The organism is Acinetobacter sp. C13 (assembly GCF_016809775.1).
In the GTDB taxonomy this organism is placed as follows: domain Bacteria; phylum Pseudomonadota; class Gammaproteobacteria; order Pseudomonadales; family Moraxellaceae; genus Acinetobacter; species Acinetobacter pittii.
In genome coordinates this window covers 331,406-344,127 of record NZ_JAFBJL010000003.1, presented here as the reverse complement: position 1 = coordinate 344,127, position 12,722 = coordinate 331,406, and the positions used below count along the sequence as shown (strand labels likewise).

Genomic DNA, 12,722 nt, shown 5'->3' with positions numbered 1-12,722 from the left:
CCATTCCTTCTTAACGGACATACCAGCGCTGTGGTATTAAACACATTTTACTACTATTCGAGGCAATAATACCGCCAATAGTCGTGACACCACGATTACCCATATTTACACAATAATTTTTATTGTTAGTAGTATTACGATTTTCAGGAGGGGGAGGATCATCATCATTATTATTCTGATTCTCTTTGCCATCATCTACTACTGTAGTACCCTGAATACCAGCACCTTGTGAACAATCCGCACCTGGCGCACATTCCACATGACTATTTTCAGCTGTTAGAATAGATTGACTACATTGTCCAAAAGGCATACAGAACTGCGTTAAAAAGCTTTCTCCCTTTACCCCTGCTCCACAATCGCCAGATAAACCATCTTTACTTCCATCAAACGTTGAAACAAATAAACGATGATTTAGAACAATTGGTGTAAAAAATACTTTTGTTTGGCTACCGTTATAACGATAAAACCATCCACGTTTAGAGGAAAGTAAAGCTATTGCGCCTGCATCATATGTATTCCAATTATTATTAGTAATTTCACCAAGCTGACTAGTACTAATTACAGTTGAATCTTGATATTCATAATTTGATTGATATAAATTTCTCGCTGCCACATCCCGATCATAGATATTGTATACAGCATCATAGTCGCCTGAAGTTTTAGATGCCAAAGGAGTGCTACGATCTCCACTACCAATTGAAATAACAGCAAATGTTACGCCATTATAATCATAAATAGAAAAAGCCGGCATTTCATAAAAACGAGGACCAGTCCCACCATTATGTAAATTCAATAATAATTTTGGCAGCTTGGCAAAGCTTGAATTTGTTGCGGCAGCATTATCTAAATCGATACGGAATAGTTGTCCACCTAAATCGCCAAAATAAAGATGATCTACTAAACCATCACCATTTCTGTCTTCTGTCCGGATTTCACTTACAACACTATATTGCAAGTTAGGAGAATACATTTTTTCCACACCTGATGATGCAGTTACACTATTAGTATTGGCACTTGCCCACCATAATAATTTACCATTATCCGCATCAAACATATATATGCCTGCGCCTTTGCTAATAGAGGGGTTATATGTCTCACTTTCATAACCTTCATCATAACCACCACCTATGAACATTACGCGCTTCCGTTTCGTTTGTAATATTCCTTGACTATTCTTTTCTTTCCAATTTACCCATGCGATAGCAGGTTTTGACCAACTTTGCCCCATATATTGTAATTCTGGATAGCTAATAGTTGTGCCATTCGAATAAACTTTCTGATCTTTAGGAGAAATTTGAAACATAAGTTTTGGATTACTCATATCTTGCAAATTGAGTGCATAATAACTACGCCCCCCCATTCGCACCCCCCCATAAACCATCTGTTTACCTGTCTCAGACTGATAACCTGCTCCAACAGTTAACCCTTCTCGACTACTATCTAATACATATTCAGTATAACTAGTCCACGGCGCATCGATACCATAATAAAGGCTGTCAATCCCACCATCGGTAACATCATTTTTGAGAAATGCAGCAGGTTGATTTTCAATCATTTCATTTGGCACGAAGGTAAAAACCTCCTTTCCACCGTCACTATCTAAATCATTTTTTCCAGCTTTTACTACATGTAATAAACCTTGTGTTGTGCCAAAGAGCACATAATCTTCCCTATCCGTAGTATCAATTTTACCGTTAAGGTAAGTAATTTTACCGCTATTTGTAAGTAGTAATGGTGAAGAATGCATCACAGCACCAATCTGGCGAAGCTCTGTAGTCATCGCACTTAATGAAGTCAAGGTAATATTAGCGGGATTCTCAGCATCTACCTTAGTAACTGGATACCCCAACAACGCCATTAAATAGCCCCTATAACTATCAGTTTGATAATCTCCAGCGAGTAAACTAGCTCGAGAGATTTTCTTTAAATCACCACTACTATTATCAAATGTCTTTGTTGAACTGTTATAAACACGATTAGTTACTAATTTACGTTGCGAATCTGAATTATCGCTATTCATTTTTAATAAAAGCTTTGACCAAGCTCCACCTTTTAAGGCAAATTTTTTACTTCCGATTGTACTATCATCAGCATTAATATTAGTATTTGTGATTGCCTCTGACCAAAGATCATAATTAGCTTTAATAGTACCTGTGCTTTCAATAATATTGGTTCCATCCCTATCTTTTAACACACCATTGACAACATTATACTTTTTCAGGTTACCTGCCCAAAGTTGAAATTTCTTATCTGGTGTAGGCTGAAATTGGGGGAAATATGCTTCTTTTTGCAATACTGCCGGATTCAAACTATCTTTAGGAATTGTGGGTGAACCTGTTGTTACTGCCGGAATATCACTAGATAAGATTTTAATAAAGTTATTTACACTATTAACGACATCTTGTGAGCTAGAGCCAGAGTACCACCCTCCCTGTCCATAAATCCCCCACGCAGCAGCTTTCTTAACATCGCTATTGAATAAGGCAGATGTAATATCACTTATTCTAGTTTTATAATTCGCTGTGTTAGTGCCAAAAAGCATCTTATTTAAGTTCAATAAGCGATTAGCTTCTACAGAAAGATCTGTTCCATCATATGAAGTCATATTATTATAATCATTACCAAAACCCACTACAGCAGTTCTAATCTTTAATCCCAGTGGATTCATTGGCGTACTTGAAACATTTCCTGCTGTAGTATTATTTAATAGTAGCTGTGAAAAATCACTAATACATTCCCAAGCACTCTGTGATGAATAACTAGCATTCGCAGCATTAAATAGTGTGCCTGAACAAGTTAAAGCACTACTATAACCACTAGTCAAAGCTGTTTTCATTAATTCTTTTGCAGTTGTCACACTAGAACCATTGGGTTCACCATCTGTCAACATATAAATACCTTGCGCACTACAAGATTTATTTGTATTAGTACCAGTATTATTTACCTGTGCTCGAATAGGCCCGGGCATCTCATATAAAGTTTTATCAATAATTTTAGTATTATCTGCTGAATAAGCAAAACCACTACCAGTTGAACTAACCGATTTATAATAATAGGTTGTTACTTTAGAACGGCCACTTCCTGTTTGCATATAATAATAAACCGTCCCATTAGACGGGGAAGACGTGGAATAGTTAGATATACTAGGTGTTGTTGTTAAAAGAGATTGACAATCATATTGGTTGGTAGAACCACTGCTACCACAGCCATACCATTTAACCGTTCCAGTTATTTTTCCCATCATGTAAGCAGCAACCTCAGCATAAGCATTAGCTGTAGGAGTACTACCCGTTCCTTTAAAATCTGCTACAGCCTTTAATAAAGCGTCACGTTGAGTAGCATAGGAAATACCCTTATAAATAACATTGGGTGTATTTAAAGGTTGAGCTGGTAAAATAATATAACCAGCTGAGCTATTATAAAAACTAGATAGACCGATTACCTTATCATCTGATAATTTAGTGACTGTATTGCTTCCTTGTAATAAGTCCACCATAGCATTTTGAACTCGCTGTAAACGAGTATAACTTGTACCATCATAACTATTGGAGTCCGTCATACTCCCTGACGTGTCAATCATAAGTGTTAGGGTAATATTACCAGCTGTCGCTGCCTGATAAATTTTAATATCGCTAGCCTGACTTACGCTACTCGCTACTAATCCAGTGCATAAAGCGGCTACTGCACTTGTTAGAAGCTTTGAATGATATAAAAGTTTTAAGCCTTTCTTATCCATTATTATTTCCCCAATTAATTAAAATCTTGTGCAATAGTGTATTCAGTGACGTTCGTAGTGAATGGAACATTTAAGCTGGTTAAGCACTCTGCTACTGACTTTAGAGGATTATCTAAGTCGGATTTATTAGTGACATCTGGTGCTGGCGTTCCATCTGGGAGTGTCACTTCACTCATGTGTTGTTGTAAACACTTGTTAATATCAACCCGATTAACACTACTTAAACTTGGCATTAATGACACAGCAAAGATCTTGACTCGTTTGGCTTCCTGAACTTGTCCTTCTTTTTCATCAAGGCCACGAGTTTGAGCATAAAATGGATCATCCTCCCCAATAGTCGAAAATTTAATCGCAACCTGAGTCATGACTGCTTTACGACCACTGGTAAACCAGTTCTTGGTTGTATCGACTGCATCACAATATCCATCTGTACCTAAAGCATTATTAGTAGGTGTACTATTTCCATCTACCCACTGCATTAAACTGGCACGCCCAATATTAAAAAAGTCGCGTTGATCTCCACGATAACAAAAGACTAATTCTTTATTTTTGTCATTTTCATTGCTGATATAACCAAAAAGACCTGTCGCACTTAAGCTCTGAATTAGGTTAGTTGGATTCTCTATCTGAAAAAAAGAAGCATCCGAATTTTGCAATATCAATTGTTGTACTTGACTATTTGTCGCTATATTTAGATTAATCAAACCTTTACGAATTGCTATTGTGCCAATAATCATAATTGCGACTAAAAAAATTAGTACCATAATTAATGCCGAGCCACTCTGCTTCAGTTTCATTCACCACGCTCCCCAATTACATTACGCAAGGCAATAGTTTGTGATATCACTTGACGTACATATTTCTTGGTCGAATTCTCAGGCTTTTTTACTGTGATAGTTTGATCTAATACTGAAAATTGCTGGTCATCTTTAATTGCTACTTCTGCACCTACAGGTTGCAATGAGCGGGTTAATAATCCAATTTGTACAGAAACAATACGTGGACGGGGAGCTGTCAAATTCAAATAATCATGTATTGAAATATAACGTCGTCCAGTTCCCCCTTGAACATTAAGTAAAACCCGAAGATAATCCACACGTTTCATTACGATTTCACCTGCATCCCCATAACGAGTTATAGCAGATGGATTACCGGTTAATGAGTAATAACCAGCATCACAAGCAAGTGCCAAGGGTTGATTAGGCTCATCAATATTATTTTTGGCGTCTTTACGTAAAAAATAACGCTGAACAATAACTTGACGACCACTAGCAAGAGGAAAACTCAGATTATTTCCTTCACAATCTATACCACCTTTATATTCATCATCATTTTGAGTTGTTGTACCTTTGGTATCAACTATATATTGCGGTATATATTGAATAACGAGTTGGTCACTAGTGATATCACTTCCATTACTTTGGGCATTTGATGCTCCAGTCCAAGCATTACCACTACCAACACTATCCCCGTTACTTCTTGAAAGTAAATTAGTATTAGCAGTTACACCAACAATAGTTTTATAAAGATTGCTAAGTGGTTCATTAGCCGCATCTTTAGCTGAATTAATTGCGGAGGTTAAGACAATACCACCATAAGCAGTTTGGTCATTAATAACTGCTTTGGGATTATTTAAGTTGGCAAGACGAATATCTTGCGTTAAATAATTAAGACCAAAATTAGCATTATCCTGTATATCAGAAACACCTAGTTGCATAGATAAACTTTTTTGGCTTGTTAAAAATAATAGTATGGCTGCTGCACTAATTATAAGTCCCAGGGCTAAAGAAAGCATGAGTTCAATTAATGTAAAACCTTGATTTTTTATCATTTTAATAGGTCTCCATAATCACACAAGTTGAATTATCGCTATACGAAGTATCTTGAGTACAATCTCCCGGACTAGTGCCATTTGTTGCACTCGTATCGCCCCATGCAATATAAACACATTGACGATTATTAGTTTTTGGACAAGCAACCATATTCACAGTCATGCCTACAGAAGACGCACTTTTAACAACCTGTGCAACATCGAAATCTGCTAAATCTGTATCATTACAATTGTCCTGAAAGCAATTTTTAATAAAGTCTTTTTGCTTAGCAGGATCTTGAAGTTGCTGGTTATAAATAGATAAAGAATTACGATTAACTCTAATCCGTTCGGCTATATCCCGAGCGATCGTAATTGCTTGTACACGTGATGTGCTCTCTGCACTTGCTTCCAAAGCTCTATATTGCAAAGCAATAAATCCTAAAATCCCAATCGCCAAAATCAGTAAAGCAACTAGAATCTCAATCATCCCCATACCCTGTTGATACTTAATATTCTTCATGAACATGTTCCCATCATGGTTAACTGAATTACCCCCATTCTTGAAACACTAATAATTTTTGATTTATCACCACCTGCTTTATTACAAATTTCAAATGTAGTATCTCCGGTTGCATCTTTTACTAAACCAGACATCAAAAATATTAAAGAGGTATTAGATCCCGTCCTTAATTGAGCTTTCCCACTTGGCATCCAATTGATTTGATTGTTAGTATCCGCAGTATAAGTAGAGTTTAATTGCACTTTTATTTGTCTACGCTCTAATACAGCTTTCATACGAGCTTGATCTATACTTGAAATTAGATCTTCCGTACTTTTATTCAAGTTTTGGTTAATCAACATATCCCCAAATAGTGGTGCAGCCATCATCGCAATAATAGCCATGACCGCAATCGTCACCATAAGCTCAACCAAGGTGAACCCATCTTGCGGAATAATTCCCCTCATCCCCATACCCCAAATAAACTTTAAAATTTTTTATTTATTAATTAAATTTTACGTCTTATGTTTACAAAACAAATACAAAGCAGATAAAGGGTATAAAAAAACAGATAACTGTCATATCAACAATTATCTGTTTAAATTTTTAAAATCAGTATGTTAAACACATCACACTTTATGCTTGAGTCACATGAATGCGTAATTCTTTAGGAAGACTAAAGGTTATGTTCTCTTCACGCCCATCTAATTCTTTCGGCGCTTGAGCACCCCAATCTTGTAAACGTTGAATCACTTGTTTAATCAAAATTTCTGGCGCAGAGGCGCCAGCAGTAACACCAATTTTACATGTCTCATTGAACCATGACTGCTCTAACTGATCAGCATTATCTACAAGGTAAGCGGCTTTACCCATACGCTCTGCAAGCTCACGTAATCGATTTGAATTTGATGAGTTAGGTGAACCTACAACCAATACGACATCACACTTCTCAGCTAAATCACGTACAGCATCTTGTCTGTTTTGAGTAGCGTAGCAAATGTCATCTTTACGCGGACCTTGAATATGCGGAAATTTAGCACGCAAAGCATCAATAACTTTAGCTGTATCATCAATAGATAGCGTTGTTTGAGTTACAAATGCAAGCTTTTCAGGATGTCGTACGGTGAGTGCAGCAACATCAGCTTCATCTTCAACCAGATAAATATCACCGCCTTTTAATTTGTCATATTGCCCCATTGTACCTTCGACTTCCGGGTGCCCTTCATGACCAATTAAAATAGCTTCAGTACCTTCACGCGCATATTTAGTCACTTCAATATGAACTTTAGTCACTAAAGGACAAGTCGCATCGAAAACTTTTAAGCCTCGGCGTTCAGCTTCTTGTTGAACTGCTTTTGAAACACCGTGCGCACTAAAAATTACAATTGAGTCATCTGGAACCTGATCTAGTTCATCAACAAAAACGGCCCCTCTTTGACGCAGGTCATCTACCACAAATTTATTATGTACAACTTCATGACGTACATAAATAGGAGGGTTGAAACATTCTAAAGCCCGATTGACGATTGCTATGGCTCGATCAACACCGGCACAAAAACCACGCGGATTAGCTAACACAATTTCCATAACAGCCTCAAAATTAATAAAACAGGGGAATTTCTCTTGAATATTTGCAATTAAAACTATTCAGTTTAAACGCACGGTACACTACAATAGCGAAGATATTTTATCATATCAGGAAAAATATCATGTCGGGTCTATTGTTTGTCGTTTCTGCTGCATCAGGAACGGGCAAAACATCTTTGGTAAAAGCCCTGCTTGACCGTGTGAGCAATTTACATGTTTCAGTCTCGCATACAACCCGAGGTCAACGTCCCGGTGAGTTAGATGGTGTTCACTATCACTTCACTACGAAAGATGAATTTCTAGACCAAGTCAACCATGATGGCTTTATCGAATACGCTGAAGTATTTGGTAACTACTATGGCACTTCTCAAGCTACGGTAAAACAACAGTTAGCTCAAGGACACGATGTCTTACTTGAAATTGATTGGCAAGGTGCAGAACAAGTCCGCAAGCTTTTCCCTGAATCCAAGCAAATATTTATTTTACCTCCAACTCAATTTGATCTACGTCAGCGTTTATCTAATCGCGGCACTGACTCAGTTGAAGTCATTGAGCATCGTTTAAGCTGTGCAGTAGAAGATATGCAGCACTACACGAACTTTGATTACATCATTATTAATGATGATTTTAATAAAGCCTTACATGAGCTTGAAGCTGTGATTACTGCAAACCGTTTGGTGCTATCTCAGCAAGCAAAACGTCATCAAACTTTAATTCAGGACTTGATTACTCCTCAACCAAAACAGGAATAGCTTGAGTCTAGATCGAAAGCCTTTTATACTATTTAGTCTGTTCAAATTCACCATTCCAAAACGAGAACTTTTATGGCACGCGTCACCGTTGAAGATTGTTTAGATCATGTAGACAACCGTTTTGAGCTTGTGCTCGTTGCAAGTAAACGTGCTCGTCAATTGGCACGTCAAGGCATGGAGCCAACTGTAGAATGGGATAACGACAAACCGACTGTAGTTTCTTTGCGCGAAATCGCGGCAGGGCACGTTACGAAAGAAATTCTTAAACAACGTGAGCAAGATTACCAAACTTCTAGTCTTGATCTTGCCCTTTCTACAAATAGCTTGAATTTAGAAGGTTTTTCTTTCTAATTCACCCTGTTTCATAAAAAAACCATCGTTTTTCTGCGATGGTTTTTTATTTGGCTTTGCGCCATATTCAAACATATTGAGAAAAGCAATTATTTTCATTGAAAAAAAAATACACTTTTTCAAATGAAAAAATTGACAAGTTCCGCAATATGCTTTTCATTAAGAAGCAGATAGATTTAGTTTTTCAGCAATAGGAAAAAGGGTGATTTATGCCAGGCGAAGAGGTCAGCCAAGCCAAGCAACAGCTCAAATTAATTATCGACCCTTACTTATCGGTAAGTGAAGTCGAAAAAGTGCTTGCTGCCTGCGATTTTGCCGATCTAGCGCACACTGGCATTACGCGTAAAAGTGGCGAACCCTATATTCTGCATCCGATTGCTGTAAGCTGTATTCTTGCAAACATGCGTTTAGATGCTGAAACTTTAATGGCAGCACTTTTGCATGATGTTATTGAAGATACTCAATATACAAAAGAAGATATTATTGAAAAGTTTGGCCTAACCGTTGCAGAGCTAGTCGATGGTGTAACCAAACTTAGCCAATCAAGCGATAAAGAATATAACAAGGCAGCTTCATTCCGAAAAATTCTGCAAGCAACCTTACAAGATCCGCGTGTCATCATTATTAAATTAGCAGATCGCTATCATAATATGACAACTCTAGGTGCTTTACGTCCAGATAAACGTGCCCGCATCGCTCAAGAAACTTTTGATATATTTGTACCGATGGCAAGATTAGTCGGCATGAATGAGATGGGCGATAATCTAGAAAATCTTTGTTATCAAAACCTTGACCTTGATATGTTTGATAACGTTCAGAATGCTCTGCTACAGACAAAGCCAGAACGCTGTAAATATCAAAGTATTTGGGAACAAAACCTCGCTGAACTTCTGCATAATTATCATATTCAAGGCCGTATTAAAAAGAAAAATAACAATATCGAATTATTACGCCATTTCGTTAAAAACGAGATGGATCTCCAAGAGCTTACTCATAGTCATGCTTTCGAAATTGTTCTACAAAGCATTGCCGACTGTGACCGCTTAGAAGAAGCATTAAGAGAAAACTTTCAGGTTATCCAGTACCAAGACCACATTCGTCGCCCATTACCCGGCGGTAATCAGTCTTTACTGATAAAGCTTAAAGGCGAAAAAACAACACTATCACTTACCATTCAAACCGAGCTCATGCGTAAAGCTGCCCGTTTTGGGGTAGTATTAGGCGAAAATGCGCCGCAAACTTGCCGTTCTGCCATTCAGGCTTCAATGCAGAACTTAAATACATTGATTGACGGCGAATGCGCTAAAACAACTTTTAATGATTTGCTTGATTATCTACACCAAGAAAAAATCTGGGTATATACGCCCCATGGTCAACTGCATGAGCTACCGCAAGGCGCTACCGTAGTTGATTTTGCTTATTCAGCAAGCTTATTTTTAGGTAACCATGCGGTTGGTGCAAAAGTCGATGGAGAGATTAAACCACTCTCTACACCATTAGTTAGCGGTCAGGTTATCGAGATTATTACGGATGTTTTAGCAACACCAAACCCGGACTGGCTAAGCTTTATTAATACGCAAAAAGCGCGTCGTGCATTACAGCATGTGCTTAAAGATCAAGATATCGAAGAACAACGTCTAGTTGGTGCACAAGCGCTTTCTCGAGCATTGAAACTTTTTAACCGTTCAATCAATGATCTTTCTGAAGCTGATTGGTTAGATCTATTGCAATGGCGGCACATCGATAATAAAAATACATTGTTTGAACAAATTGCGGTTGGCGACTTACTACCTCAACTTGTAGCAAACCACCTGTTTGCTCATGATAAACATCCGCAAGTAGAAAACTCAGATCGACTTATTCAAAGTACTGAAGGGGTCGACGTTAAATATGCACACTGCTGTAATCCTATTCTAGGCGATCCAATTCAAGGACATTTAACGCGTCGCGGGTTAATTGTGCATCGCATTCGCTGTCATAACTTACTACATGAACAACATCTACACCCTGAAAATATTATGCCGCTTCAATGGAAAGCAGATGATGTAGATGATGTACGTTTTACAGCCTACCTCGCTATTTATATGGCAATGAATGATGAACAAGTATCAGACCTGATCTACCAATGTCGTAAAAATAACGCTGGGGTAGAGATGGTTCACTCAAATGAGCAAAGAACTTTTGTGAATATTGTAGTGAATAACCGTAAGCATATTGCAAAAGTCATTCGTGATTTACGCATGCACTATGGTTTCCCACGGATTGAACGTTTAGATGCTCCTGCTCCGCAAATGGAAATTTCAAAAGTAAGCTAAATTTCTATAGAGACGATTGACTAGATTTATGTTTCCTTAACAAAATCAAACTTTCCAAATTCACTTAATCAATTAAATCGATGATACTTTTGTCCAAAGCTATCATCGATTATGATGGAAATAGATTTAATCAAGGAGAACCAAATGTCCCGCCAAGTCATTCATACTGAAAATGCCCCTGCTGCTATCGGCACATACTCTCAAGCTATTTTAGTAGACAATACGCTATATCTTTCAGGGCAAATTGGTTTAGACCCATACAGTATGGAACTTGTAGAAGGTATCGAAGCTCAAATTCGCCGTGTATTTGATAATTTAAAAGCAGTTTGTGAAGCTGCTGGTGGTTCACTTGCAGATATTGCTAAGCTCAATATTTTTTTAACTGATCTATCAAATTTCCAACTCGTAAACCAAATTATGGGTGAATATTTTGCTCAGCCCTACCCTGCACGTGCAGCTCTTGGTGTAGCAAGCTTGCCAAAAGGTGCATTAGTGGAAATGGATGGAATTGTAATTATTAATCAATAAGATATAAAAATTAAAATATCTAAATTTCACTATTTAGTTTTTAAAAACACGAACCACCTTTGCATAAAAATCTAAATTCTTCTTGGATTTCCGCTTAGGTGGTCTTTTTTTATTCAAAATCCCAATAATGATAAATGAGATTTTAAATGAATTTCATTGACAAACGATAATAATTATCAATAATATCAATTATCGCATTTATATTTGGGGATCACTCCCATGTACGTTTGCTTGTGTCGTGGCATTACCGATCAGGATATTAAAGACGCTATTGAAAATGGCGCTGAAAGCTATCGTGAAATTCGCGATTTGCTTGATCTTGGTACATGCTGTGGACGCTGTGCACCAGAAGCCCGCGCTATCATTAGCGAAGAATTAGCAGAAATCGCTGCTCGCATTTCTGTAGCTGCATAATAAAAATTAATATTTAACAAAATTTATTGACTCCTCCACCGCTTTTTGCGGAACATTTATAGTTCCTCATTCAAGCGGTTTTTTTTGACATAAAGACCTCCTTTTTAATATTGTGTTGTTTTTGATTGCGATTTTCATTTGCTGTTCCATAAATTACTCGCCATCTCCATGATTGTTCACTAAAATGGATTTGTAGATTGCCTTAATTAAGTTTGAGGCAGAAATTGTTTTGGAGTAGCTACAATGAAAGGCAATCGTGATGTCATTAATCAGCTTAACCAAGTGCTGTATCATCATTTAACTGCAATTAATCAATACTTTTTACATTCACGCATGTTTAATGACTGGGGAATTGAGCAGCTTGGCTCTGCTGAATATAAAGAATCAATTCGTCAAATGAAACATGCCGATAAAATCATTGAACGTATTTTATTTTTAGAAGGACTACCTAACCTTCAACATTTAGGTAAGCTTTATATTGGTCAACACACAGAAGAAGTTTTGCACTGTGACATTCGTAAAGTAAAAGAAAATATAGAAGCAATTCAAAAAGCGGTTGCTTTAGCTGAAACAGAGCAAGACTATGTCACCCGCGACCTTGTTCAAGAAATTTTAGAAAAAGAAGAAGAATACTGGGACTGGTTAGATACCCAAATTGATCTTATTGGCAGCGTAGGTATTGAAAATTATATCCAAAGCCAAATGTAATTTCTCATAAAAAAATCCC

General features: G+C 37.3%; 12 protein-coding genes and 3 pseudogenes. 8 read left to right on the top strand and 7 right to left on the bottom strand.

Annotation, left to right across the window (positions count from 1 at the left end; translation table 11 throughout):
• Nucleotides 1-10 precede the first annotated feature (10 nt).
• From JGE69_RS11440 to JGE69_RS11420, 5 genes are read right to left on the bottom strand one after another with little or no spacing between them, the layout of a single operon-like run.
• Nucleotides 11-3,736 carry a PilC/PilY family type IV pilus protein gene (locus JGE69_RS11440; protein ID WP_199113510.1) on the bottom strand — a complete coding sequence of 1,242 codons (3,726 nt, stop codon included), beginning with the start codon at nucleotides 3,734-3,736 and terminating at the stop codon, nucleotides 11-13.
• Nucleotides 3,737-3,750: 14 nt separating this feature from the next.
• Entirely contained in the window at nucleotides 3,751-4,533 is a 783-nt protein-coding gene (locus JGE69_RS11435) for a pilus assembly PilX N-terminal domain-containing protein (protein WP_069124535.1), read from the bottom strand.
• Complete coding sequence (locus JGE69_RS11430) at nucleotides 4,530-5,567, bottom strand: PilW family protein (protein WP_199113509.1); 1,038 nt, start codon at nucleotides 5,565-5,567, stop codon at nucleotides 4,530-4,532. The genes JGE69_RS11435 and JGE69_RS11430 overlap by 4 nt, the downstream gene beginning before the upstream one ends.
• Before the next feature lies 1 nt (nucleotide 5,568).
• Nucleotides 5,569-6,069, bottom strand: coding sequence for a type IV pilus modification protein PilV (pilV, locus tag JGE69_RS11425; RefSeq protein WP_199113508.1), 501 nt, complete (start codon nucleotides 6,067-6,069; stop codon nucleotides 5,569-5,571).
• Complete coding sequence (locus JGE69_RS11420) at nucleotides 6,066-6,515, bottom strand: Tfp pilus assembly protein FimT/FimU (protein WP_060464981.1); 450 nt, start codon at nucleotides 6,513-6,515, stop codon at nucleotides 6,066-6,068. The genes pilV and JGE69_RS11420 overlap by 4 nt, the downstream gene beginning before the upstream one ends.
• On the opposite strand from JGE69_RS11420, the pseudogene JGE69_RS18195 reads away from it, so the two are divergent.
• Nucleotides 6,424-6,672 (top strand): annotated as a pseudogene (locus JGE69_RS18195) (hypothetical protein); the annotation flags it as partial. The gene JGE69_RS11420 and the pseudogene JGE69_RS18195 overlap by 92 nt on opposite strands.
• Nucleotides 6,673-6,684: 12 nt before the next feature.
• On the opposite strand, the gene ispH reads toward JGE69_RS18195, so the two are convergent.
• Nucleotides 6,685-7,635 (bottom strand): 4-hydroxy-3-methylbut-2-enyl diphosphate reductase, encoded by a 951-nt coding sequence (gene ispH, locus JGE69_RS11415; RefSeq protein ID WP_032036628.1) that lies wholly within the window; start codon nucleotides 7,633-7,635, stop codon nucleotides 6,685-6,687.
• A 122-nt stretch (nucleotides 7,636-7,757) separates the two neighbouring features.
• Here ispH and gmk point away from each other — a divergent pair, with 122 nt between their 5' ends.
• From gmk to JGE69_RS11390, 5 genes and pseudogenes are all read left to right on the top strand, one after another.
• Nucleotides 7,758-8,387 (top strand): guanylate kinase, encoded by a 630-nt coding sequence (gmk, locus tag JGE69_RS11410; protein ID WP_002116973.1) that lies wholly within the window; start codon nucleotides 7,758-7,760, stop codon nucleotides 8,385-8,387.
• Between the two features lie 72 nt (nucleotides 8,388-8,459).
• Nucleotides 8,460-8,738, top strand: a complete 279-nt coding sequence (gene rpoZ / locus JGE69_RS11405) for a DNA-directed RNA polymerase subunit omega (RefSeq protein ID WP_002116990.1) — start codon at nucleotides 8,460-8,462, stop codon at nucleotides 8,736-8,738.
• A 38-nt stretch (nucleotides 8,739-8,776) separates the two neighbouring features.
• A pseudogene (locus JGE69_RS11400) lies at nucleotides 8,777-8,932 on the top strand (hypothetical protein).
• A 15-nt stretch (nucleotides 8,933-8,947) separates the two neighbouring features.
• Nucleotides 8,948-11,053, top strand: a complete 2,106-nt coding sequence (locus JGE69_RS11395) for a RelA/SpoT family protein (protein ID WP_002116807.1) — start codon at nucleotides 8,948-8,950, stop codon at nucleotides 11,051-11,053.
• 144 nt (nucleotides 11,054-11,197) lie between these two features.
• Nucleotides 11,198-11,581, top strand: a complete 384-nt coding sequence (locus tag JGE69_RS11390) for a RidA family protein (RefSeq protein WP_002116996.1) — start codon at nucleotides 11,198-11,200, stop codon at nucleotides 11,579-11,581.
• 39 nt (nucleotides 11,582-11,620) lie between these two features.
• Here the strand turns inward: JGE69_RS11390 and JGE69_RS18075 are convergent.
• Nucleotides 11,621-11,698, bottom strand: a pseudogene (locus JGE69_RS18075) (hypothetical protein); the annotation flags it as partial.
• A gap of 102 nt (nucleotides 11,699-11,800) precedes the next feature.
• On the opposite strand from JGE69_RS18075, the gene JGE69_RS11385 reads away from it, so the two are divergent.
• Together JGE69_RS11385 and bfr are read left to right on the top strand one after the other, a co-directional pair.
• Entirely contained in the window at nucleotides 11,801-11,995 is a 195-nt protein-coding gene (locus JGE69_RS11385; protein WP_000289091.1) for a bacterioferritin-associated ferredoxin, read from the top strand.
• Nucleotides 11,996-12,238: 243 nt separating this feature from the next.
• Entirely contained in the window at nucleotides 12,239-12,703 is a 465-nt protein-coding gene (bfr, locus tag JGE69_RS11380) for a heteropolymeric bacterioferritin subunit Bfr (RefSeq protein ID WP_016143648.1), read from the top strand.
• Nucleotides 12,704-12,722 lie beyond the last annotated feature (19 nt).